This window comes from Thermus sp., assembly GCF_040290245.1.
In the GTDB taxonomy this organism is placed as follows: Bacteria; Deinococcota; Deinococci; order Deinococcales; family Thermaceae; genus Thermus_A.
Genome location: NZ_PSMQ01000015.1, coordinates 1 through 24,258, shown reverse-complemented (window position 1 = coordinate 24,258; position 24,258 = coordinate 1). Strand labels below are relative to the sequence as shown.

Below are 24,258 nucleotides of genomic sequence, written 5' to 3'. Positions count from 1 at the left end.
AAGGGGGGTCTGGGGGGCTATAATGCCCCCCATTTCAATGGGGGGATACATGGACCCCCCGTGCTCCCCAGGGGACACCACATGGCTGTGCTTCCCAAAGGGAACGCCATTATTGTGCTTCCCGAAGGGAACACCATTATTGTGCTTCCCGAAGGGAACACCATTATTACGCGCCAAGGTACGGTAGCGCCTGACCAGCGTGGCTTGATTATGAGGGGAGCGTATAATGTCTGTAGGAATGACCAAGGCCGAACGCATCAAGGTTTCCATCCAGGCTACCCGGGAACGGCGCAAGTCCCAGCGGCCCATGGTCATTGAGCTCAAGCTGCAGAACCTCTCAAAGAAGCAGGTGGCGGATCTGAACCGAGCCTTTTTGGAGGCCAAGTGGCTCTACAACTGGCTTCTCGAAGATCTGCAGAATCGCCTGAACCTTGACGCGGGGAAGGTCGCTGAGGTCCAGGTCAAGGTCAAGGACACCTATGAAACCCGCCGGCTTATCCTACTGGGCTCCCAGGTCAAACAGGAGATCCAAGACCGTCTGAAGGATAACCTGGCCTCGTTGAAGAGGCTCAAGAAAAAAGGTGTCCACGCAGGCCCACTCAAGTTCAAGCCCTTCGTCAACAGCATTCCCTTCAAGCAGCACAGAGTAACCTACGAGATCGATTCCGAAAGGAACAGGGTCCGGCTTCAGAAGCTGGGATGGTTCAGAGTCCTGGGCCTTCACCAGCTCCCCAGGGCGTATGAGATTGCAAACGCCCTTCTAATCAGAAAGCCCAGCGGGTTCTACGTCCATCTGGTGGTCTACGTTCCCCGTGCTTTCGCGGAGCGAAACACCCTTAGCAATCCATCAAACGAAAAGCTGAAGCCTGTGGGTGTTGACCTTGGGATCAAGACCCAGGTCACCTTATCGGGCGGCCTGCAGTTCGGGTACGAAGTCCCTGTTTCCAGCCGGGTCAAGAGACTCGGGCGCATCCTTTCCCGAAAGAAGAAGGGTTCAAAGAATCGCGAGCACACCCGCCGCCTTTTGAGGAGGGAGTACGAGAGGTTAAACAATCGAAAGAAGGACATTCAGAACAAGATCCTCTCCTTTCTCAGGCGCTACCCAACCGTGGTTCTTCAGGATGACCAGGTGAAGGGTTGGAAGGAAGGACTCTTTGGAAAACAGGTCCATTTCACAGCCATCGGCGGGCTGAAAGCCAGGTTAAAGCAAAGCCTGGCGACGCTGGTGGTGGAGCCGTACGAAACCACCTCCAAGGAGTGCTTCCAGTGTGGCGCCCGGCTGGACCTGACGCTTTCCGACCGGTACATCCGTTGTTCCTGCGGGTGGAAAGCGGACCGGGACCACAATGCCGCTCTGGTCATCCTGCTGCTTTGGCCCGAGGGGCCAAACACCGAAAGGAAGGGGCTTGGCATCCCTCCTAAAGACGCCCTAGGGTTGGACCGACCCGAAGCAACGCCCCTGGAGATGAGGGCCGCTGTGCGCACGGTGGGGAGCAATCCCTACGTGCGCATAAGCCTCGTCGGTGAAGGGGGGTCAGCCCCAAAGGGGCTACGTTCTAGCCCCCCTCTTTAGAGGGGGGAGGAGGTCACACCCGTCTCAAACCCCTTTACCCCACCTTGAGGAAGGAAGGCCTCTTTGGCCTTCTTGTGCGGCTCAAACAGCAGGGCCGGCTGGGTTTTTCCGAGGGGGTGTTTTTCGCCAAAAGCCCCGGCCCACCCCATTAACCCCCTGGCAGGGGCGAAGACCCCGTGGGCGTGGTATCCTTGCCCCTAAGAGGACGGGATGCGGCCAGGCCTGGACGCAAAAACCCTGGTGGTCAAGGTGGGCAGTGCGGTCCTCGCGGGGGAAGGGGGTTTGGACCTCGAGGTCATGGCCCACCTGGCCGGTCAGCTGAGCGCGCTGAAACAGAAAGGGCACCGCCTGGCTTTGGTCTCATCGGGAGCGGTGGCAGCGGGGATGCGCCGTCTGGGCCTTCCCCGGCCCAAGGACATGCCGGGCAAGCAGGCCTTGGCCGCGGTGGGCCAGCCCCTTTTGATGGAGGCCTGGCGGGAGGCCTTCAGACCCTTCGGCATAGAGGTGGCCCAGATCCTCCTTACCGCGGAGGATTTGGAAAGCCGTGCCCGCTACTTGAACGCCCGGGGTACGCTGGAAAGGCTCTTTGACCTGGGGGTTCTGCCCATCATCAACGAGAACGACACCGTGGCCTTCGACGAGATCCGGTTTGGGGACAACGACCAGCTCTCCGCCCAGGTGGCGGCGATGGTCGGTGCGGGCCTTCTGGTCCTCCTTTCCGACGTGGACGCGCTCTATGAGGAAGACCCCAAGAAAAACCCCCAGGCCAGGCCCCTAAGGGAGGTGCAGAGGGTGGAGGAGGTCCTGCGCCTCGGGGGGGAAGGAAACCCTTTGGGAAGCGGAGGGATGAAGAGCAAGCTTTTGGCGGCGAAAAAGGCGGCGGACGTGGGGATTCCCACCCTCCTCCTACCCGGCAGGGAACCGGCCGCCCTCCTCAGGGCCTTAGAAGGGGAGGCCATCGGCACCTACTTCCACGCCCGGGCCCGCTACCGGGGGGAGAAGGTCTGGCTTTACCACCTCCGTCGGCCCAAAGGGGAGCTCGTCCTAGACCGGGGAGCCGCCAAGGCGTTAAGGGAGCGGGGGGCAAGCCTCCTCCCCGCTGGGATCAAAGCCGTCCGGGGCCGGTTTGGACGGGGGGAGCCGGTGCGGCTTTTGGACGAGGAGGGGCAGGAGGTGGGGGTGGGGCTTACCAACTACGCCGCCGAGGAGGTGGCCCGAATCCTGGGCCGGAAGACCCAGGAGCTCGAGGCGGTCTTGGGGTACCGGTACACAGAGGAGGTGGTCCATCGGGACCATATGGCGCTGAAAGGCGAAAAGGGGGAAGGATGATCCGGGAGCTTGCTGAAAAGGCTAAAGCGTGTCTGCCCGCCCTGGCCCAAGGCGACCGGGACCAGGCGCTCTTGCGCATGGCCAGGCTTTTGGAAGAGCGCTGGGAAGAGGTGAAGGAGGCCAATGAGAAGGACCTCGAGGCCGCGCAAGAAGCGGGTCTTCCCAAGCCTAAGCGGGACCGGCTCCGGTTGGATGAGAAGGCCCGGAGGGATCTGGTGGAAGGCCTCCGTCAGATCGCCCTCCTGCCCGACCCCCTTTTCCGAATAGAGGGGCTTGTCAAGCGGCCAAACGGCCTGAAGGTGGGCCGGATGCGGGTTCCCCTGGGCCTCATCGGCTTTGTGTACGAGTCCAGGCCCGGGGCCACGGTAGAGGCGGTCTCGGTCGCCTTAAAAGCGGGCAACGCCATGCTCCTTAGGGGCGGGAAGGAGGCCTTCTTGAGCAACCAGGCCCTGGTGGGGCTTTGGAAGAGGGCGCTTAAGGAGGCGGGCCTGCCCAAGGAGGCGGTCAGCCTGGTCCCCACCACGGACCGGGAGGCGGTTTTGGAGATGTGCCGCCTGGAGCTTCTGGACCTCCTGATCCCGCGCGGCGGGGAGGAGCTCATCCGGCTGGTGCAGAAGGAGGCCCGGGTCCCCGTTTTGGCCCACGCCAAGGGGGTGAACCACCTCTATGTGGACGAAAGGGCGGACCTTGGAATGGCGCTAGAGCTTGCCCTCAATGGAAAGACCCAGCGGCCCGCGGTCTGCAACGCTTTAGAGGCGGTTTTGGTCCATGAGAAGGTGGCGCCGGCCTTTTTGCCCAGGCTGGAGGAGGTCATGCGGAAACAGGGGGTGGAGCTCAGGGCCTGCCCCCGGGCTCTGGCCCTCCTTGAGGAGGCCGTTCCCGCTTCCGAGGAGGAGTGGGACCGGGAGTACCTGGACCTCATCCTCCGGGTCAAGGTGGTGAAGGGCCTCGAGGAGGCCCTGGACCACATCGCCCGCTTTGGCTCCCGGCACACCGAGGCCATCTGCACCCAGGACCCCCAGACGGCCTGGCGCTTCCTGGAAGGAGTGGACGCCTCCTTGGTCCTTTGGAACGCCTCCACCCGGTTCAACGACGGCTTCCAGCTGGGCTTGGGCGCGGAGATCGGGATCAGCACCACCAAGCTCCATGCCTACGGCCCCATGGGGGTGCTGGAGCTCACCACCTTGAAATGGGTGGCCCTAGGGGAAGGCCAGGTGCGGACCTAGTGCGGGAAGCCCTCCGGCTTTACCAGGAGGCCCACCTCCCCTTCTTTGCCGCCGCCTTGGCCTACTATGCCCTTTTCTCCCTCATGCCCTTCCTCTTCCTCCTCGTGGGAATCTTCGGGTTTTTCCTTAAGGACCCCGCTTTGGAACAAAGCGTCCTCCAGAACATCCGCGCCTTCACCGAAGGCCTTTTCCCCACCCACCCGGAAACGGCCCGGGCCCTCCTCGGCTTCCTCAGCCGGAGCGCCTTCCCCCTGACTTTGGCCAGCGGCCTCCTCCTCCTTTGGGCCTCGAGCAACTTTTTTGCCGCGCTGACCTATGTCCTAGGCCTCCTGTTTGGAAGGCCCACCCCCCCTCGAACGGCCGGCTTAAGAGGACGGCTTTTGGGCCTTTTCTTCCCCTTTCTCTTCGGGCTTGGCCTCATCCTCCTTGCCCTTTTGGGCCTGGGGCTCGGCTTCCTTCTCCGCTTTCTTCCCCTGGAGGCCAAGCGGCTTTTCCCCAGCCTCCTCCCCCTTCTGGCCACCTACACCCTTTTCTTCCTGGTCTACGCCCTCCTTCCCCCAATCCGGCCCAAGGCCATCGCCTCCGCCGCGGGGGCAGCCTTGGCCACGGCCCTTTTTGAAGCCATCCGCCTCGGCCTTCCCAGGCTTCTGCCCCGCTCGCAGTACGAGCTTTTGTACGGACCTTTGGCGGGCTTCGTCCTGGTCCTTCTGGGGTTCTACCTGACCATGTGGGTCCTTTTGGCGGGCGCCCTGGTGGTCCGGCTCCTCGGTCGGCGCATGTAGTATCCTACGGATATGCGCACCGCCCGGCTAAACCGTTAGGACGGGAGGGGCCGGGCTCACCCCCCTTCCCGCTCTCGCGAAGCGAACACCGGGGGGAGGGGGTTTTTTTGAGGAGGCGAGATGGACAAGTACAACCCGCACGCCATAGAGCCCAAGTGGCAACGCTTCTGGAAGGAAAAGGGGTTCATGAAGGCCAAGGACCTGCCCCCGGGGTCTAAGCAGTACGTCCTGATGATGTTCCCCTACCCCTCGGGGGACCTGCACATGGGCCACCTCAAGAACTACACCATGGGGGATGTCCTGGCCCGCTTCCGCCGGATGCAGGGGTACGAGGTCCTCCACCCCATGGGTTGGGACGCCTTCGGCCTGCCCGCGGAGAACGCCGCGCTCAAGTTCGGGGTCCACCCCAAGGACTGGACCTACCAGAACATCCGTCAGGCCAAGGAAAGCCTCGAGCTCATGGGCATCCTGTACGACTGGGACCGGGAGGTCACCACCTGCGAGCCCGACTACTACCGCTGGAACCAGTGGATCTTCCTCAAGATGTGGGAAAAGGGGCTCGCCTACCGGAAAAGGGCCCCGGTGAACTGGTGCCCCAAGTGCCAGACGGTTCTGGCCAACGAGCAGGTGGTGGAGGGCCGGTGCTGGCGGCATGAGGACACCCCGGTGGAGAAGCGGGAGCTGGAACAGTGGTACCTGAGGATCACCGAGTACGCGGAAAGGCTTTTAAACGACCTGGAGACCCTCACGGGTTGGCCGGAAAAGGTCAAGGCCATGCAGAGGGCCTGGATCGGTCGCTCCGAGGGGGCGGAGATCGACTTCCCCCTGAAGGGGAAGGAGGGGCGGATCCCCGTCTTTACCACCCGGCCCGACACGCTGTTCGGGGCCACCTTCATGGTTTTGGCCCCTGAGCACCCCATGACGCTGGAGCTGGCGGCCTTGGAAAGGAGGGCGGAGGTCCTGGCCTACGTGGAGGCGGCCAAGCGCAAAAGCGAGATCGAGCGCCAAGCGGAGGGCCGGGAGAAGACCGGGGTCTTCCTGGGGGCCTACGCCGTCAACCCGGCCACAGGGGAGGAGATCCCGATCTGGACAGCGGACTACGTCCTTTACGGCTACGGGACCGGGGCCATCATGGGGGTTCCCGCCCATGACCAAAGGGACTTTGAGTTCGCCAAGCGGTTTGGCCTCCCCATCCGGAAGGTGATCGAGCGGCCGGAAAGCCCCCTTCCGGAACCCCTCGAGGCCGCCTACGAGGAGGCTGGGGTCATGGTGAACTCCGGCCCCTTCGACGGGACGCCGAGCGAGGAGGGTAAGCGGAAAGTCACCGAGTGGCTTGCGGAAAGGGGGCTTGGTCGGTCCAGGGTCACGTACCGGCTCCGGGACTGGCTCATCAGCCGCCAGCGCTACTGGGGCACCCCCATCCCCATGATCCACTGCCCCACCTGCGGGGTGGTCCCGGTGCCTGAGGAGGAGCTTCCCGTCCTCCTGCCCGACCTCAAGGACATCGAGGACATCCGCCCCAAGGGAAAAAGCCCCCTCGAGGCCCATCCCGAGTTCTACGAGACGGCCTGTCCCAACTGCGGCGGCCCTGCCCGGCGGGACACCGACACCATGGACACCTTCATCGACTCCAGCTGGTACTACCTGCGCTACACCGATCCCAAAAACGACCGCCTCCCCTTCGCGCCCGAAAAGGCCAACGCCTGGATGCCGGTGGATCAGTACATCGGCGGGGTGGAGCATGCGGTCTTGCACCTTTTGTACAGCCGGTTCTTCACCAAATTCCTCCACGACCTGGGGATGGTGGAGGGGGTGGAGCCCTTCCAGGGCCTTTTCACCCAGGGCATGGTCCTGGCCTGGACGGACTTCGGAAGGGTGGAGGTGGAGGGCGAAACGGTCATCCTGCCCGAACCCACCCGGGTGGCTCTGGGCCTCGAGTCGGGCCGGATCCCCTTGGAAGAGGTCCGGAAGATGGGGGCGGAGATCCGAGAAGGCCCAGACGGGCCGCATTTCTGGAAACCCGCCGTGATGAGCAAGTCCAAGGGGAATGGGGTGATGGTGGGCCCCTTTGTCAAGGAGGAGGGGGCGGACATTGCCCGCATCACCATCCTCTTCGCCGCCCCCCCGGAGAACGAGATGGTCTGGACGGAGGAAGGGGTCCAGGGGGCCTGGCGCTTCTTAAACCGCGTCTACCGCCGGGTGGCGGAGGACAAGGAGGCCCTGGCCCAGACCCCGGACCGGTTTGAGGCCCAGGCCTTGACGGGGGAGGAGCGGGCCCTTTACCGGAAGCTCCACCAGACCCTGAAAAAGGTCACCGACGACCTGGAAAACCTCCGGTTCAACACCGCCATCGCCGCACTGATGGAGCTCTTAAACGCCCTTTACGACTACCGAAAGACCCGGCCCACAACCCCGGTCTACCGCACCGCCCTCCGCTCCTATCTCCAGATGCTCTTCCCCTTCGCCCCTCACCTGGCCGAGGAGCTTTGGAGCTGGTTCTGGCCGAATAGCCTCTTTGAAGCGGGCTGGCCCAGCCTGGACGAAGGGGCCCTGGAGGCGGAAGAGGTGGAGGTGGCCATCCAGGTCAACGGCCGGCTGAGGGGGGCGGTGCGGGTGCCGGCGGGGGCAACCCTGGAGGAGGTGAAGGCCAAAGCGCTGGAGGTGAAAAACGTCCGCACGCACCTCGAGGGCAAGGAGATCCTCAAGGAGATCTACGTTCCCGGCCGCATCCTCAACCTGGTAGTGCGCGGCTAGGCCAGGGGATCCGGGTGGGGACGACCCGGGCCACCTTGCCCCGCACCGGGGTAAGGAAAAGCCCCTCTCCGCCCTCCAAGGCCAGGAGGCGGGCGTACCCCAGAAAAAACCCCTCTCCGTCCAGAAGGCCAAAAAGCCCCGGGGAGGGGGGGCCCTCGTAGGGCAAGACCCGGGAGAAGGCCTCCGCGAAGTGGGCCATAAGCCGCATCGCCCGGACCTTCCGCCTTTCGCTTGGGGTCTTTCTCCGGGTCTGGGCCAAGGGGGCCAGAAGCCGCACCTGGAAATCCTCCCGCCAGGAAAGCGCCGCATAGAGCCCGCGGTCGCCCAGAACCCAGACCTCCTGGGGCGCCAGAACCTCGGCCTGAAGGAGACGGAAGCGGGCCTCCTGGAGGCCATCCGTGTCCGCTACGGCAAAGGCCTCCATAGGGAGAAGCCCCCGCAGCCGGGCCGAGCCCGCCACCACCTCCGCTTCCAAACCCTTGGGAGAAAAACCGCCCACCAGATAGCGGCGGATTAAAAGCCGCCGCCCCTTTTGGAAGTGAAAAAGGGAGAGCGCCCCAGGAAGGCTACCCTGGCCCACGTCCAGGTCCAAAAGGAACCCGTCCCGATGGGAAAGGATGGTCCCGCTCAGGGTGGACTTGCCCACGTCCACCGGCCCCACCAGGAGAAGAAGCCCCATCGTTCGTGACTCCCCAGGCCAACGTCCAGGGCTTTCACTTCCCTTCGGAAAGCCGCTTAGGGCGTGCATGGCGCGGTGCGCTCTGGGCCCCTGGGCATGATACCACAGGCTTTGCCGCCAGAGCCGGGCCTCCAGGGTTCGGGCCCCGACGGTCCAGCCCATCAAGGGTGGCCCCCCGGGTAAGGTTGTGTAGGGGGAACGAAGCCCACACTTCACCAAGGTGTGGGGGTGTTTAAGATACACCGTACACCCTTTTCCCCTTTTGCTCCAGGCTGGGGATTGGGAGGGAAAAACCATGCCGCTGACCCCCGAGATGCAGAAGGAAGCCGAGGCGCTCCGGAAGGAATGGGAGACGAACCCCCGCTGGAAAGGGGTCCGCCGGGACTACAGCCCGGAGGACGTGGTCCGGCTCAGGCCCAGCGTCCAAGTGGAGTACACCCTGGCCAAGCGAGGGGCGGAGAAACTCTGGGACCTCCTCCACACGCGGCCTTACGTGAGCACCTTCGGGGCCTACACCGGGAACATGGCGGTGCAGATGGTCCGGGCCGGCCTCGAGGCCATCTACCTCTCCGGCTGGCAGGTGGCGGCGGACGCCAACCTGGCCTGGGAGACCTACCCCGACCAGTCCCTTTACCCCGCAAACTCCGTCCCCCAGATCGTCCGGCGCATCAACAAGGCCTTGATGCGGGCGGACCTGATCGAGCGCTCCGAGGGGAGGGTCTCCCGGGACTGGTACGTGCCCATCGTGGCAGACGGGGAGGCGGGCTTTGGCGGGGCTTTGAACGTCTTTGAACTCACCAAACAGATGATCGAGGCGGGAGCGGCCGGGGTCCACTACGAGGACCAGCTCTCCAGCGAGAAGAAGTGTGGCCACCTGGGGGGGAAGGTCCTGGTCCCCACAAGCCAACACATCCGCACCCTGCAGGCGGCCCGGCTGGCCGCGGATGTCCTGGGGGTGCCCACGGTGATCATCGCCCGTACGGACGCGGAAGCGGCCACCCTCATCACCAGCGACATCGACGAGCGGGACAAGCCCTTCATCCTGAACGAGCGCACCCCGGAGGGGTTCTACCGCTTCAAGAAGGGCCTCGAGGCGGGCATCGCCCGGGCCCTGGCCTACGCGCCTTACGCCGACCTCCTCTGGCTCGAGACCTCCACCCCAGACCTGGAGGAGGCCCGGAAGTTCGCAGAGGCGGTCAAGAAGGAGTTCCCGGACAAGATGCTCGCGTACAACTGCTCCCCCAGCTTCAACTGGAAAAGGTTCCTGGACGAGGCGACCATCGCCAAGTTCCAGCGGGAGCTCGGGGCCATGGGGTACAAGTTCCAGTTCATCACCCTGGCGGGCTGGCACACCCTGAACTACCGCACCTGGGAGCTGGCCAAAAAGTACAAGGAAGAGGGCATGCCCGCCTTCGTGGAGCTGCAACAGCTGGAGTTCGCCGCCCAGAAGGAGGGCTTCACCGCGGTCAAGCACCAACGGGAGGTGGGGGCCGGATACTTTGACGAGGTGGTTTTGGCCATCACGGGCGGTCTGGCCTCCACCGTGGCCCTGAAGGGGTCCACCGAGGAGGCCCAGTTCCACTAAGAACCCCCGGCCGTATCCCCCCTGGGGGCTCCCCAGGGGGGTGTTGCCCATGCCGGCGCAGGGGGTTCACAGACTCCCCGCGGGTCTGGTAGAGTGTATACACTTATGGCGGAAGCTCCTACACCTTGGCTTGGCTACCTGGAGGCCCTAAGACCCCACCTCCAGGGCCGGGACCACCGGGGCAAAAAGGGGTCCTTGCGCTGGCTCGAGGCCCGGGTAGCGGAGAAGGGGGGCCGCTCCGGGACGGTGCGGAACATCCTGTACAAGGACCTGGGAAGCCCGGAGGAAAAGGAAAGGCTCTACCAGGCCATCGTCGAGCTTTACCGCGAGGTGGGGCTAAAGCCGCCTCCGCCCCCTGCGGAACTCTATCTGGAAAGCGTCCGAAGGGTCCTGGGTCGGGACAAGCGGCGGATCTTCCGCCGCTTCCTGAGGGAGCTCCAGACGGGCAGGCCGCAGATGGTGGTGGTGGGAGGGCCCGCCACGGGCAAAAGCGTCCTCCTTTCCGCCCTGGCCCGGGCGGTTCCGGGCCATGTGTTGAACCTTTCGGGAGAGCTCGCCCAAGGCCTCCTCCCCCTGGCGGAGGCCTTGGGCATCGGCGAGGAGGCCGAGGCGCTTTTGGCCCAGCTTTCCCCCACCCAGCCCTACGCCCTCCAGGGGGGGATCCAGAAGGAACTCCTTCTCTTACTGGCCTCCGCGTTGAACCGGCAGGAAAAGCCCCTTCTCCTCCGGGCCGAGGCGGAGGGAAGCCTCATGGGCCTGCCCTTGCGAGGGGCGGATGGGGAAAAGAAGGGGCTTTCCACCTGGCTCGAGCCCTTCTTGAAGCGGCTTAAAATCCCCTACCTGGCGGCCCTCTCGGAACCGCCTTTAACCCTTTCGTACCAACCCCTCTCCCCCCCCACCCGGGAGGAGGCCCGCCGGTTTGTCAAGGAGCGCCTTCCCCACCTGAGCCCCGAGCGGGTGGAGGCCTTGGTGAACCAGGCGGGTCGGAACTTCGCGGAACTTTCCCGCCTGGTCCTCCTCGAGGCGGCCAAGCACGACCCCTCCGTCCCCCTCCAGGAGGACCCCGCCCTCCGCCCTCTCCTCCTCGCCCTCGCCGCCTTCTCCCCCGAGGCCGATCCAGCCGTCCCCATCCCCCTCCTGGAAAAGGCCTTGGGCAAGCCCCTAGACCGGCTTTCCCACGCGGAAAGGGCGCTTTTAGAGTCCGCTGGGGAAGGTCTGGTCCGCCCTGCCCTAAGGAGCCTCCTGCCCAAGGAGGCCCCGAAAAGCCTGCACCAGATCGCCCTGGACTACTTCCCCCGGGAAAACCTCTTCCGAAAGCTTTACCACGCTCGGCACGCCGGGGCCTACGACGTCCTTTTGGAGCTCCTGTTTGAGGACCCCTCCCGTATCGCCCTCCTGCCTGGCCTCTGGGAGGAGAGCCGCGCCTGGCCCGCGGAGGCCCGGGAGGCTTTGGCGGCGGTGGTGGCCCGGTACAGGGCTGTCTTGGGCCAGTACACCCATCCCGAGGCCCGGGAGGCTTTGGAGATCCTTTCCCACTCCCAAGACCCGAGGCTTCGCGCCTGGGCCCGGATCAAGTACGCCGAGGCCCAGGCGGATGCGGGGGCCTACCCAGAGGCCGCCCACCTCCTTCCCCCCCTGGAAGACCTCTCCCTCCTGGAAGAGACCGCCCGTGCGGAAGCCCTTCTCGTTTTGGCTGCGGTGGACCGGTGGCGGGGGGAGTATGAGAAGGCCGCGGGGTGGGTGGCCCAGGCGGAAGGGCTCCAGGTGGAGCCTTTCCTAAAAAACAGGGTCCTTCTCTGGCGCGGGCTTGTGGCCAAGGACATGGGCCGCTACCGGGAGGCCCTGGAGGCCTTGGCCCAGGTGGGGCACGACCCTTTTCTTTATGGCCGGGCCCGGTACCAGATGGGGGATCTGCTGATGCGCCTGGGGGAGGCCAAGGCTAGGGAGGAGATGGAGCGGGGCCTAAGGACCCTGGAGGAGGCAGGGGCCCCCCGGGACGAGCTCGCCCGGATCCGCGCCCGTTACGGCACCCTCCTCAGGCGCCTGGGGGCCTACGAGGAGGCGGGAAACGCCCTTCAAAAAGCCTTGGAGGAGGCCCAGGACCCCTTCACCCAGGCCCGGGTGAAAAGCGAGGCCAGCGTGCTGGAAGCAGCCCGGGGAAAGCCCCTCGAGGCCCTGAGGCTTGCCGCCGAGGCGGAGGCCTTCTTCCGCACCACCCGGGAGCGGCTCAAGGAGGCGAGGTACCGCCACCTCCGCACCCTTTTTCGCATGGCCGCGGCGTACTTCCTTTTAGAGACCGGCCACCCCTACCGGCCGCCCTACCTGGGAGGGCTTAAGGCCGAGGAGGCCCACCGCCTCCTCCAGGGGCTTATGGAACAGATCCCTGAGGAGAAAACCGATCGGTACACCGCCCTAAGGCTGGATGCCCTTTCCCTCCTTGCCCTCCTGGAGGCCCCCCTGGAGGCCGCCCAGATGCTGAGGCCCCTTTTAAACTTGGAAAACCCCTACCTCCAGGCCCAGGCCCGGCTTTCCTACGCGGAAGCCCTGGCCCGCGCGGGCCGGTTCGGGGAGGCCTTGGCCCAGCTGGTGGCGTTGGCCCTGCCGGACGACCCCGGCCTCAGGGTCTGGGCCAAGGCCCTGGAGGCGCTGGCCCTAAAGGGGCTTGGGGAAACAGAGGCCGCCTGGGCCAAGGTCCTCGAGGTGCGCCAAACCCCCTACCCCAGGCCCTTCAAGGAGCAGTTTGGCCGTCATCTGGGCCGGTTTTGGCCCGACCTAAAGGACCGCCTCCCCAGCACCCCCCTGGCCGTTCCGGAGGCCCTGGCCTTCTACCTGGCGAATCCTGACTAAATCACTATACTTTCTTAGCCTTTCCCTCTATACTGGATCCCAAGGGGGTAAGACCCCCAAAGGAGGAAGAATGAGCTCACTGGAAATCCGAGACCTCTGGGTGTCCATAGACGGTGAGACGATTCTAAAGGGGGTGAACCTCCTCGTCCCCTCCGGGGAGGTGCACGCCCTCATGGGTCCGAACGGAGCGGGGAAGAGCACCCTGGGCAAGGTCCTGGCTGGGGACCCCGAGTACACCGTGGAGAGGGGGGATATCCTTCTAGATGGAGAGAGCATCCTGGGGCTTTCCCCGGATGAGCGGGCCCGCAAAGGGCTTTTCCTCGCCTTCCAGTACCCGGTGGAGGTGCCCGGGGTCACCCTGGCCAACTTCCTCCGCCTGGCCCTCCAGGCCAAGACCGGCCAGGAGGTGAGCGTGGCGGAGTTCTGGGGACGGCTGCAGGAGGCGCTTAAGCTTTTGGACTGGGACGAGGGCTACCTCACCCGCTACCTCAACGAGGGCTTTTCCGGGGGGGAGAAGAAGCGGAACGAGATCCTACAGCTTTTGGTCCTAAGGCCGAGCTTCGCCGTCTTGGACGAGACGGACAGCGGCCTGGACATCGACGCCCTCAAGGTGGTGGCCCGGGGGGTGAACGCCATGCGGGGCCCGGAGTTTGGGGCCCTGGTCATCACCCACTACCAGCGCCTCCTCAACTACATCGTCCCCGACCGGGTCCACGTGATGGTGGACGGTCGCCTGGTCACCTCGGGCGGCCCTGATCTGGCTTTGGAGCTGGAAAACCGCGGGTACGACTGGGTGAAGGAGCTGGCTAAGGAGGCGAGATGAGCGAGCTGGACCTGAGCACCCTTGGCTCGGAGTACAAGTACGGGTTTATCGACGAGATCAGGCCCGTTTACAAGGCGGAGAAGGGGCTTTCCAAAAGGGTGGTGGAGGCCATCAGCTACCACAAGGGGGAGCCCGAGTGGATGCGGAAGTTCCGCCTGCGGGCGTTGGAGATCTTCCAGAAGAAGCCCATGCCCACCTGGGGTCCGGACCTCTCTGAGCTCGAGAGGGAGATGCCCAACCTCTACTACTACGTCAAGCCCGCCGAGGTCCGGGACGCCCGGAGCTGGGAAGAGGTTCCCGAGGAGATCCGGCGCACCTATGAGCGCCTGGGCATCCCCGAGGCGGAGCGGAAGGTTCTGGCCGGGGTAGGGGCCCAGTACGACTCGGAGATGGTCTACCACCGCGTCCGGGAGGAGCTCGAGCGTCAGGGGGTCATCTTCGTCTCCATAGAAGAGGGCCTGAGGCACTACGAGGACCTCTTTAGGGAGTACTTCGCCACGGTGGTCCCCCCGGAGGACAACAAGTTCGCCGCCTTGAACTCCGCCGTCTGGTCAGGGGGGTCCTTTGTCTACATCCCCCCGGGGGTGAAGGTGGAGCTTCCCCTTCAGGCCTACTTCCGGGTCAACACCCCCGAGTTCGGCCAGTTTGAGCGGACCCTCATCGTCGTAGACGAGGGGGCCGAGGTCCACTACATCGAGGGATGCACCGCCCCCACCTACACCACCGACTCCCTCCACACCGGGGTGATCGAGATCGTGGTCAAGCGGGGGGCCAGGAGCCGGTACACCACCATCCAGAACTGGTCCACCAACATGTACAACCTGGTGACCCAAAGGGCCTTGGTCTACCAGGAGGCCTTCCACGAGTGGCTGGACGGGAATCTGGGCTCCAAGGTGACCATGAAGTACCCCTCCAGCTACCTGATGGAGCCGGGGGCCCGGACGGAGATCCTTTCCATCGCCTTTGCCAACACCGGCCAACACCTGGACACCGGGGCCAAGATCATCCTCGCCGCCCCCCACACCTCGGGCACCATCGTCTCCAAGAGCATCTCCAAGGGGGAGGGGCGGGCCAGCTACCGGGGCCTGGTCAAGGTCCTGGAAGGGGCGCGCCACGCCAAGGTGAACGTGGAGTGCGACGCGCTTCTTTTGAATGAGGAGAGCCGCACCGACACCTACCCCTACATTGAGATCAACGAGGAGACCGCCCACGTGGGGCACGAGGCCACGGTGAGCAAGATCAACGACGAGCAGATCTTCTACCTCCAGACCCGGGGTCTTAAGGAGGATGAGGCCGCGGCCTTGATTGTCCGTGGCTTCATCGAACCCATCGCCAAGGAACTTCCCTTGGAGTACGCGGTGGAGCTCAATCGGCTCATCGAGCTCGAGATGGAGGGTTCCGTCGGATGAAGGCCCTGGCGCTTTCTCCTAACGAAGTCCGCCTCCTTTCCCAGGCCCTAGGCGAGCCCGGATGGCTTTTGGAAAAGCGGCTTCAGGCCCTAGAGGCCTTCGTCCGTCTTCCCTACCCCACGCAGAAGGACGAGGCCTGGCGGTATACGGACCTGGGCCGGGCCCCCCTTGAGGCCCCCCTCGAGCACCCCCAGGGAAGGCGGCTTAGCCGGGATGAGCTGCCCAAGGCGGTGCGGGCGCGGCTGGAAAAGACGGATGCCGCGGCCTTTTTGGTCTTCCTTGGGCCCGATCTCGTCTATGCGGAAGTCCCGGAGGAGCTAAAGGCCAAGGGGGTTCTTTTCACCGATCTGAAGACCGCCTTAGGGGCTTACCCTGAGCGGGTGGAAAACGCCCTTTTTCAAGCCCTGGGGTTTGAGGATAAGTTCAGCGCGCAAAACGCGGCCCTCTTCACGCACGGGGCTTTCCTCTACGTCCCCGCCGGAGTGGAGGTGGAAAAACCCCTAGGGGTTTTCAAGGTCTTGGAAAGGGGAAAGGTGGCCTCGGTGGGGCGGAGCCTCCTCGTCCTCCAGGACAACGCCCAGGCCACCTATATCGAGGAGTACCTCTCGGACGACCTCGAGCCCACGCTTCACCTCTCCGCCACCGAGATGCTCCTCCGGCCCGGGGCCAGGCTCCGGCATGCCCATGTCCAGACCCTTGGGGATGGGGTCTACCACCTGCACAAGCAAAAGGCCCTGCTGGAACGGGACAGCGCTTTAAACGATCTCGTGGCTACCTTCGGGGGGCGGCTTTCCCGAGCGGAGGTGGCTTCAGAGCTTCTGGGTCCGGGGGCGGAAAGCGAGATGCTGGGGCTTTACTTCGCCCACGGGGAGCAGCACTTTGACCACTACACCCTGCAGCACCACGTGGCCCACCACACCCGAAGCGACCTCCTTTACAAGGGCGCGGTAAAGGACCGGGCGCACGCGGTCTACTCGGGCCTGATCCGCCTCGAACCCAAGGCCCAGAAGACGGACGCCTACCAGGCCAACCGCAACCTCATCCTTTCCCGGGAAGCCCGGGTGGATTCTATTCCCCAGCTGGAGATCGCCGCCAACGACGTCCGGTGCACCCACGGGAGCACCACCGCCCCGGTGGACGAGCTCCAGCTTTTCTACCTCCAGTCCCGGGGGCTTTCCAGGAACCTCGCTCAGGAACTCCTGGTCAAGGCCCACCTGGCCGATGTCCTGACCCGGGTTCCCCTGGAGGCCTTGAGGCGCCACCTCGAGGCGGTCATCGAAGAAAAGGTTCGGCTTTAACCATGTGGAAGCCCGTGGCCAAGCTGGAAGACTTCCAACATGGCCGCCTGGTCCTGCGCCTAGACGAGCATCCCCGGCCCATCCTCCTCCTCTACACCGGGGAGGAGGTCTTCGCCCTGGAGGACCTCTGCACCCATGATGGGGGCCCCCTCCACGAGGGGGAGGTGGAGGACGGAAAGATCGTCTGCCCCCGGCACGGGGCCCGGTTTGACCTACGGACGGGCCGGCAGACCCTGCCGGCCCCCCGGCCCATCCGGGTCTTTTCCGCACGGCTGGAAGGGGAGACCGTGCTTTTGCTGCTAAGCTAAGGGGGTATGGACCCCCACGTCCTGCGCCAGGACTTCCCCCTCATCGCGGGGAAGCCGGACCTCGTCTACCTGGACTCCGCGGCCACCAGCCAGAAGCCCAAGGCGGTCCTCGAGGCCCTGGAGCGCTACTACCGGGAACTCAACGCCAACGTCCACCGGGGGGCTTACGCCCTGAGCGTGGCCGCCACCTTGGCCTACGAGGAGGCGCGCAAGGCTCTGGCCCGCTTTTTGAACGCCCGCCCTGAGGAGATCGTCTTCGTCCGCAACACCACGGAGGCCATGAACCTGGTGGCCTACGCCTGGGGGCTTAGGAACCTGAAGGAAAAGGACGAGGTCCTGGTCACGGAGATGGAGCACCACGCGGGGCTCGTCCCCTGGCACCTGGTGGCCGAGCGCACGGGTGCTCGCATCCGGGCCATTCCCATCACCGAGGAAGGCCGTCTGGACCTTTCCCAGCTGGACCGCCTCCTTTCGGAAAGGACCAAGGTGGTGAGCCTGGTCCACATGTCCAACGTTTTGGGCACGGTCAACCCCGTGGCCGAAGTGGCGAGGAGAGCCAAGGAGGTGGGAGCGCTTTTGGTGGTGGACGGAGCCCAGTCGGCCCCTCACCTGCCGGTGGATGTGAAGGCCCTGGGAGCGGACTTCTTCGCCCTTTCCGGGCACAAGATGCTCGGCCCCACGGGGGCCGGGGTCCTTTACGGCCGCCACGAGGTCCTGGAGGCCATGGGCCCCTTCCTGGGCGGAGGGGAGATGATCCAGGAGGTCCATCTGGACCGCTCCACCTATGCCAAGCCCCCTCAGCGGTTCGAGGCGGGCACTCCCCCCATCGCCGAAGCCATTGCCCTAGGTAAGGCCGCGGAGTACTTGATGGGGCTCGGAATGGAGAAGGTCTGGCAGCACGACCGAAGCCTGGTAGAGTATGCCCTGGAGAGGCTCTCGGAGATCCCCGAGATCCGAACCTTTGGGCCTCGAGGCCCAGACCGAGGCGGGGTCATCGCCTTCACCTTAGGCCGCCTCCACGCCCACGACCTGGCCACCGCCTTGGACCAGGAGGGCATCGCGGTCCGGGCGGGGCACCACTGCGCCCAGCCCCTCCACCGCCGCCTGGGCGTGGCCGCCACCGCCCGGGCAAGCTTCTACCTCTACAACACCCAAAGCGAGGTGGACCGGTTTGTGGAGGCGCTTAAAAGGGTCAGAGACTACTTCAAGGTGTGGCTATGAGCGTTCTGGACGAGCTCTACAAGGAGATCATCCTCAAGCACTACCAGAACCCCAGAAACTACGGCCTCCTCCTCGAGGCCAACCGGGCTGCAGGCGGACACAACCCCTCCTGTGGCGACCAAGTAGAGGTCATGCTCAGGGTAGAGGGGGGGCGCATCCTTGATGCCCGCTTCCAAGGCCAAGGCTGTGCCATCAGCACCGCCAGCGCCTCGCTCATGACCGAAGCCGTAAAGGGAAAGACTGTGGAAGAGGCCTTGGAGCTCGCCCAAAGGTTCAAGGCCATGGTGGTGGAGGGCGCGCCGCCGGACCCCCACCTGGGGGATCTTTTGGCCCTAAGCGGCGTAGCCAAGCTCCCCGCCCGGGTGAAGTGCGCCACTTTGGCCTGGAACGCCCTCGAGGAGGCGCTAAAGTGAGGCGGATCTATCCGGCCCACAAGGTCACCCCCCTTCTCACACAGGATCCGGAGCTTATGGCCCTTTGGAAGGAGGCCGCCAAAGAGGGCCGCCTCAAATCCGAGACCCGCGCCCGTAGAAACGTCGTGCTGGTGGAGGATCCCGCTCTGATCGCTCGACTCGAGGCGCTGGGGCTTCCAGGAGAGGAAGAATAAACCCCCCGGGGGTTACCGGGGGGTTGTTCTGGAGCGGGAGACGGGACTCGAACCCGCGACCCCAACCTTGGCAAGGTTGTGCTCTACCAACTGAGCTACTCCCGCAAGCAAAAACCCCCGCACCGACCTACTCTCCCAAGACCCTGCGGTCTTAGTACCATCGGCGCTGGCGCGTTTCACTTCCGTGTTCGGAATGGGAACGGGTGGGTCCACGCCGCTATGGGCACGGGGGCTTCTCCTCTTGTACGCCTCAAATTGAGGACCACAGACCAGGTGGCAGCACCCCAGATCCCAGCAAAAACGGTCAAGACCTCGGACGATTGGAACTGGTCGGCTCAACGCCTCGCAGCGCTTACACCCCCAGCCCATCCACCGGGTCGTCTACCCGGGTCCTTACCGGCTATGCCGTGGGAGGCCTCATCTTGGGGCAGGCTTCCCGCTTAGATGCCTTCAGCGGTTATCCCTCCCGCGCTTGGCTACCCGGCTTATGCCCCTGGAGGGACAGCCGGAAAACCAGAGGCGCGTCCCTTCCGGTCCTCTCGTACTAGGAAGAGACCCCCTCAAGCCTCCTGCGCCCGTGGCGGATAGAGACCGAACTGTCTCACGACGTTCTGAACCCAGCTCGCGTGCCGCTTTAATGGGCGAACAGCCCAACCCTTGGGAGCTTCTTCACCCCCAGGATGCGACGAGCCGACATCGAGGTGCCAAACCTCCCCGCCGCTGTGGACGCTCGGGGGAGATCAGCCTGTTATCCCCGGGGTAACTTTTATCCGTTGATCGATGGCCCTTCCACACAGAACCACCGGTTCACTAGGCCCGGCTTTCGCCCCTGCTCGGCTTGCCCGCCTCACAGTCAGGCCCCCTTCTACCCTTGCGCTCTAAAGCGGATTTCCGTCCCGCCTGAGGGGACCTTTGGGCGCCTCCGTTACCCTTTAGGAGGCGACCGCCCCAGTCAAACTGCCCACCTGACGCTGTCCCAGAGCCCGGTGTAGGGCTCCGGTTAGGACGTAGTCCTGACAAGGGTGGTATTCCAAGGGTGGCTTCACGGGAGCTGGCGCCCCCGCTTCCCAGCCTCCCACCTATCCTATACATGCCAAAACCACATCCAACACCAGGCTACAGTAAAGCTCCACGGGGTCTTTCCGTCCAGCTGCGGGAAACCCGTATCTTCACGGGTGGTACACCTTCGCCGAGCCCCTCCTCGAGACAGCGCCCAAGTCGTTACGCCTTTCGTGCAGGTCGGAACTTACCCGACAAGGAATTTCGCTACCTTAGGACGGTTATAGTTACCGCCGCCGTTCACCGGGGCTTCGGTTTGGAGCTTCGCCCGGCCCGCAGGCCGAGCTAACCCCTCCCCTTTACCTTCCGGCACTGGGCAGGCGTCAGCCCCTATACATCGCCTTGCGGCTTCGCAGAGACCTGTGTTTTTGTTAAACAGTCGCTTGGGCCTATTCTCTGCGGCCCCCTCGGGCTCGGTGTGCGAGACACCTCACCCTACCGAGGCACCCCTTCTCCCGAAGTTACGGGGTTAACTTGCAGAGTTCCTTGAGGAGGGTTCCCTCGCGCCCCTTGGCACCTTAAGTGCCCGCCTACCTGTGTCGGTTTGCGGTACGGGCGCCCGGAGTTCTGGCCGCGAAGCTTTTCTCGGCAGCGTGGGATCACTCCCTTCGCGGACGTTTCAAGTCCGCTCGCACTCCCGTCTCGGCCTTGACGGGGCCCCGGATTTCCCTGGAGCCCCAGCCTACCCGGTTGGCCCGGCACGACCGGTCGCCGGTGGGGCTACCCTTCTGCGTCCCTCCGCGGCTCGTGGCGAACTCCGAGCGGGGCCGGAATGTCGACCGGCTGTGCATCGGCTACGCCTTTCGGCCTCGCCTTAGCTCCCGCCTAACCTTACGCGGACGAACCTTCCGTAAGAACCCTGAGGCTTACGGGGGGCGGGATTCTCACCCGCCTTTTCGCTACTCATGCCTGCATTCTCACTTCTGCCTCGTCCACCGGTCCTCACGGTCCGGCTTCACCCTACGGCAGAACGCTCCCCTACCGCTCGGCGCGAGCGCACCCGCGCCGAACCCGTGGCTTCGGTGCCCAGCTTAGCCCCGTTACGTTTTCGGCGCAGCACCACTCGACCGGTGAGCTATTACGCACTCTTTAAAGGATGGCTGCTTCTAAGCCAACCTCCCGGCTGTCTTCGCGGTGCCACTTCCTTTCCCACTGAGCTGGGACTTGGGGACCTTAGCCGACGGTCTGGGCTGTTCCCCTCTCGACGATGGAGCTTATCCCCCACCGTCTCACTCCCGGTGACCACGCCGCGGCATTCGGAGTTTGGTTGGGTTCAGTACGGATCCTTCCGCCCTAGCCCATCCAGTGCTCTACCTCCGCGGCGCTGTGCACCGGGGCTGCACCTCAATGCATTTCGGGGAGAACCAGCTATCTCCGGGTTCGATTGGCATATCACCCCTACCCACAGCTCATCCCACGGTTTTGCAACACCGACGGGTTCGGGCCTCCACGCGGGGTTAACCGCGCTTCACCCTGGCCATGGGTAGCTCACCCGGTTTCGGGTCTGCCGCGTGCGACTGGCGGGGGCAACCCCCGCCCTCCCTTCCGGGAGCGGCGCCCTGTTCAGACTCGGTTTCCCTACGCCTCCGGCCCGAAGGCCTTAAGCTCGCCACACGCGACAACTCACAGGCTCATTCTTCAATAGGCACGCCGTCAGGCATTCCGATCCCTTGCGGGATCGGCATAGCCCTCCGACTGCTTGTGGGCACACGGTTTCAGGTTCTATTTCACTCCCCTCCCGGGGTTCTTTTCACCTTTCCCTCACGGTACTCGTGCGCTATCGGTCGTCAGGAGTATTTAGCCTTGGAGGGTGGTCCCCCCGGCTTCCCACGGGGTTCCACGTGTCCCGCGGTACTCGGGAGCGCAGCCCAGGAAGTCCCCTGCCTTTCGGCTACGGGGCTGTCACCCTCTGTGGCCCGCCGTTCCAGGACGGTTCGCCTAGAGAGAGGATTGCTCACTTCCCGACCGGTCCGCAGCCCGGTCCGGCCGCGTCCCACAACCCCCCGCGGGCAACGCCTGCGGGCTTGACACCCACGGGGTTTGGGCTGTTCCCCTTTCGCTCGCCACTACTCGGGGAATCTCGGTTGATTTCTTTTCCTCCGGGTACTGAGATGTTTCAGTTCCCCGGGTTCCCTCCGCACCGCGTATGGATTCCGCGGTGGGTGACGGGGCATGACCCCCGCCGGGTTTCCCCATTCGGAGACGTCCGGATCGCAGCTTGCTCAGCAGCTCCCCGGACCTTTCGCCGCCGGCAGCGTCCTTCGTCGGCTCCTGACGCCAAGGCATCCACCGTGCGCCCATCCTCGCTTGACGGGTTCCCCCTCAGGAGCAGCTGGAAGGAGCCTCAAGCGCCTGGCCTGTTGCGTTTGGCTCTCGCGATGGAGTTGTCAAGGTGCACCCCCGCAAACGGCGGGGCGGTATCACGCCGCGGAGGAGGCAAGTATGCCTCCTCCGCGGGGACCCAAAACCGAGCGTGGCAGGAACGCACGCAGCCTGCGGCCCCGAACCCCGCGGGGTCAGGACCGCGGAACTCCCTAGAAAGGAGGTGATCCAGCCGCACGTTCCCGTACGGCTACCTTGTTACGACTTCGTCCCAATCGCCGGCCCCACCCTCGTCGGCTGCCCCCCGCCGAAGCGGGTTAGCCCACCGCCTTCGGGTGTTGCCGACTTTCGGGACGTGACGGGCGGTGTGTACAAGGCCCGGGAACGTATTCACCGCAGTGGTGCTGACCTGCGGTTACTAGCGACTCCGCGTTCATGCAGGCGAGTTGCAGCCTGCAATCCCAACTGAGGGCCGTTTTGATGGGATTCGCTCCGCCTCGCGGCTTCGCTGCCCATTGTACCGGCCCATTGTAGCGTGTGTGTAGCCCAGGGCATAAGGGCCATGATGACTTGACGTCATCCCCACCTTCCTCCGCCTTTCGGCGGCAGTCCCCCTAGAGAGTGCAACTAGGGGCGGGGGTTGCGCTCGTTCTGGGACTTAACCCAACACCTCACGGCACGAGCTGACGACAGCCATGCAGCACCTGTGCCGGCTCCCGCCTTTACGGGTCGTTCCCCTTTCGGGGTCCTACTTCCGGCATGTCAAGCCCTGGTAAGGTTCTTCGCGTAGCATCGAATTAAACCACACGCTCCGCCGCTTGTGCGGGCCCCCGTCAATTCCTTTGAGTTTTAGCCTTGCGGCCGTAGTCCCCAGGCGGGGTGCTTAACGGGTTACCTTCGGCGCGGACAGGGGTCGATACCTGCCCACACCTAGCACCCACCGTTTAGGGCGTGGACTACCCGGGTATCTAATCCGGTTCGCTCCCCACGCTTTCGTCCCTGAGCGTCAGGAACGGGCCAGGAGGCCGCCTTCGCCACCGGTGTTCCTCCCGGTATCTACGCATTTCACCGCTACTCCGGGAATTCCACCTCCCTCTCCCGTCCTCAAGCCCGGTAGTATCGGACGCCGTTCCTCGGTTAAGCCGAGGGATTTCACGCCCGACTTGCCGGGCCGCCTGCGGACCCTTTACGCCCAGTAAATCCGGGTAACGCTCGGGCCCTACGTATTACCGCGGCTGCTGGCACGTAGTTAGCAGGCCCTTATTCGCCGGGTACCGTCAGGTTTCTTCCCCGGCAAAAGGAGTTTACACCCCGAAGGGCTTCTTCCTCCACGCGGCGTCGCTGGGTCAGGCTTTCGCCCATTGCCCAAGATCCCCGACTGCTGCCTCCCGTAGGAGTCCGGGCCGTGTCTCAGTCCCGGTCTGGCTGACCACCCTCTCAGGCCAGCTACCCGTCATCGGCTTGGTGGGCCATTACCCCACCAACTACCTGATAGGCCGCGGGCCCCTCCCCAAGCGGGCCCTCGCGGGCCCTTTAGTTACCGGACATCCGTCCGGTAACCACATGCGGTATTAGCCCCAGTTTCCCAGGGTTATCCCCCACTTGGGGGCAGGTTACCCACGTGTTACTCAGCCGTTCGCCGCTGGCTGGGACCTAAGCCCCAGCCCGCTCGACTTGCATGTCTTAGGCACGCCGCCAGCGTTCACCCTGAGCCAGGATCAAACTCTCCAGTCAAACCAAATTCAACCTTCGAGTTTGTCCTGGTAGTCAGTTTGGTCGGAATTAACGGGAGCGTCCTTCCTCCCACTATTCAGTTGTCAAGGTGCGCCTTCCAACCGCAATCTTGATTTTAGCAGTCCCGGCCGCAGCTGTCAATACCACCGGCCGGCCAACTGCCTTCGCCAACGGGAATCAACTTTGCGAGGCTCGTCCCCGGCCAGACCTTAACCTATCTTCCAGGCCCGACCACCCACTAATATATCAGGTCGGCCCAGCCCTGTCAAGGGCCTGTATCAGGAAATTCTATCCCAGAGCTGGTGGGCCAAGGTTGTTAACATAAACGCTTTAGCCTTTTGTCAGCTTTGTCAACAACGGGGCAGGCGCCCCCCTTTGGACAGAAGGCGGTGTCTGCCTTAAAGACCGAACCCGAGGGCCGCCCCCAAAAGTGTCCTTTTTGCAGCTCGATTTACCTTAAGCGGCACGGTAGGTCCCCAAACCCGTCCGGGACCCGGCCCGAAGGGCTTGGTCGGGGTGACCCGGGCCGGTGAGACCGGTTTTACCGGCCAAAGGCTCGTGGTGCTGGCCGTGGTCGCTTGGACGAGGCCGAAGGGCCTGCACCAGGTCCATCGATGGGCCCTGGGGTTGGGAGCTCGACGGACCCGGAAGCTTTCCCGGGGGCTAGGCTCCGCAGCCGGTGGCGGTGGACCTGGGGCAGGG

General features: G+C 64.3%; 15 protein-coding genes, 1 tRNA gene and 3 rRNA genes. 14 read left to right on the top strand and 5 right to left on the bottom strand.

Features of this window, described 5'->3' with window-relative positions; translation table 11 throughout:
* Nucleotides 1-238: 238 nt before the first annotated feature.
* The 5 genes from C4301_RS03685 to leuS all read left to right on the top strand — a co-directional run bounded on the left by C4301_RS03685 (nucleotide 239) and on the right by leuS (nucleotide 7,664).
* Nucleotides 239-1,573 carry an RNA-guided endonuclease InsQ/TnpB family protein gene (locus tag C4301_RS03685; RefSeq protein WP_352413756.1) on the top strand — a complete coding sequence of 445 codons (1,335 nt, stop codon included), beginning with the start codon at nucleotides 239-241 and terminating at the stop codon, nucleotides 1,571-1,573.
* Between the two features lie 210 nt (nucleotides 1,574-1,783).
* Nucleotides 1,784-2,902 carry a glutamate 5-kinase gene (gene proB, locus C4301_RS03680; RefSeq protein ID WP_352413755.1) on the top strand — a complete coding sequence of 373 codons (1,119 nt, stop codon included), beginning with the start codon at nucleotides 1,784-1,786 and terminating at the stop codon, nucleotides 2,900-2,902.
* On the top strand, nucleotides 2,899-4,128 hold the full coding sequence (locus C4301_RS03675; protein ID WP_352413754.1) for a glutamate-5-semialdehyde dehydrogenase: 1,230 nt from the start codon (nucleotides 2,899-2,901) through the stop codon (nucleotides 4,126-4,128). The genes proB and C4301_RS03675 overlap by 4 nt, the downstream gene beginning before the upstream one ends.
* Nucleotides 4,092-4,910, top strand: a complete 819-nt coding sequence (locus C4301_RS03670; protein ID WP_352413753.1) for a YhjD/YihY/BrkB family envelope integrity protein — start codon at nucleotides 4,092-4,094, stop codon at nucleotides 4,908-4,910. The genes C4301_RS03675 and C4301_RS03670 overlap by 37 nt, the downstream gene beginning before the upstream one ends.
* Before the next feature lie 120 nt (nucleotides 4,911-5,030).
* Nucleotides 5,031-7,664 (top strand): leucine--tRNA ligase, encoded by a 2,634-nt coding sequence (gene leuS / locus C4301_RS03665; protein WP_352413752.1) that lies wholly within the window; start codon nucleotides 5,031-5,033, stop codon nucleotides 7,662-7,664.
* Here the strand turns inward: leuS and C4301_RS03660 are convergent.
* Complete coding sequence (locus tag C4301_RS03660) at nucleotides 7,642-8,343, bottom strand: Clp1/GlmU family protein (protein ID WP_352413751.1); 702 nt, start codon at nucleotides 8,341-8,343, stop codon at nucleotides 7,642-7,644. The genes leuS and C4301_RS03660 overlap by 23 nt on opposite strands.
* A gap of 295 nt (nucleotides 8,344-8,638) precedes the next feature.
* Here C4301_RS03660 and aceA point away from each other — a divergent pair, with 295 nt between their 5' ends.
* From aceA to C4301_RS03615, 9 genes are all read left to right on the top strand, one after another.
* Entirely contained in the window at nucleotides 8,639-9,928 is a 1,290-nt protein-coding gene (gene aceA / locus C4301_RS03655) for an isocitrate lyase (RefSeq protein WP_352413750.1), read from the top strand.
* A 105-nt stretch (nucleotides 9,929-10,033) separates the two neighbouring features.
* Nucleotides 10,034-12,775 carry a tetratricopeptide repeat protein gene (locus C4301_RS03650; RefSeq protein ID WP_352413749.1) on the top strand — a complete coding sequence of 914 codons (2,742 nt, stop codon included), beginning with the start codon at nucleotides 10,034-10,036 and terminating at the stop codon, nucleotides 12,773-12,775.
* Nucleotides 12,776-12,845: 70 nt separating this feature from the next.
* Complete coding sequence (gene sufC / locus C4301_RS03645; RefSeq protein ID WP_352413748.1) at nucleotides 12,846-13,598, top strand: Fe-S cluster assembly ATPase SufC; 753 nt, start codon at nucleotides 12,846-12,848, stop codon at nucleotides 13,596-13,598.
* A complete protein-coding gene (gene sufB / locus C4301_RS03640; RefSeq protein ID WP_352413747.1) occupies nucleotides 13,595-15,007 on the top strand; it encodes a Fe-S cluster assembly protein SufB in 1,413 nt (470 codons plus the stop codon). The genes sufC and sufB overlap by 4 nt, the downstream gene beginning before the upstream one ends.
* Nucleotides 15,004-16,305 (top strand): Fe-S cluster assembly protein SufD, encoded by a 1,302-nt coding sequence (sufD, locus tag C4301_RS03635; protein WP_352413746.1) that lies wholly within the window; start codon nucleotides 15,004-15,006, stop codon nucleotides 16,303-16,305. Before sufB ends, sufD begins: the two co-directional genes overlap by 4 nt.
* A gap of 2 nt (nucleotides 16,306-16,307) precedes the next feature.
* On the top strand, nucleotides 16,308-16,613 hold the full coding sequence (locus C4301_RS03630) for a Rieske (2Fe-2S) protein (protein WP_352413745.1): 306 nt from the start codon (nucleotides 16,308-16,310) through the stop codon (nucleotides 16,611-16,613).
* A gap of 6 nt (nucleotides 16,614-16,619) precedes the next feature.
* The gene (locus C4301_RS03625) at nucleotides 16,620-17,834 is read left to right on the top strand and encodes a cysteine desulfurase (protein ID WP_352413744.1); all 1,215 of its coding nucleotides are present in this window, start codon (nucleotides 16,620-16,622) and stop codon (nucleotides 17,832-17,834) included.
* A complete protein-coding gene (gene sufU / locus C4301_RS03620; RefSeq protein ID WP_352413743.1) occupies nucleotides 17,831-18,247 on the top strand; it encodes a Fe-S cluster assembly sulfur transfer protein SufU in 417 nt (138 codons plus the stop codon). The genes C4301_RS03625 and sufU overlap by 4 nt, the downstream gene beginning before the upstream one ends.
* Nucleotides 18,244-18,441, top strand: a complete 198-nt coding sequence (locus C4301_RS03615) for a hypothetical protein (RefSeq protein WP_352413742.1) — start codon at nucleotides 18,244-18,246, stop codon at nucleotides 18,439-18,441. The genes sufU and C4301_RS03615 overlap by 4 nt, the downstream gene beginning before the upstream one ends.
* 29 nt (nucleotides 18,442-18,470) lie before the next feature.
* Here the strand turns inward: C4301_RS03615 and C4301_RS03610 are convergent.
* The 4 genes from C4301_RS03610 to C4301_RS03595 form a co-directional block, all read right to left on the bottom strand.
* Nucleotides 18,471-18,546, bottom strand: a tRNA-Gly gene (locus C4301_RS03610).
* A 9-nt stretch (nucleotides 18,547-18,555) separates the two neighbouring features.
* Nucleotides 18,556-18,672 (bottom strand): 5S ribosomal RNA (gene rrf, locus C4301_RS03605).
* Between the two features lie 69 nt (nucleotides 18,673-18,741).
* Nucleotides 18,742-21,813, bottom strand: a 23S ribosomal RNA gene (locus tag C4301_RS03600).
* A 225-nt stretch (nucleotides 21,814-22,038) separates the two neighbouring features.
* Nucleotides 22,039-23,556: ribosomal RNA gene (locus C4301_RS03595) — 16S ribosomal RNA — on the bottom strand.
* The 16S, 23S and 5S rRNA genes sit together here with 1 tRNA gene alongside, the layout of an rRNA operon.
* Between the last annotated feature and the right edge of the window lie 702 nt (nucleotides 23,557-24,258).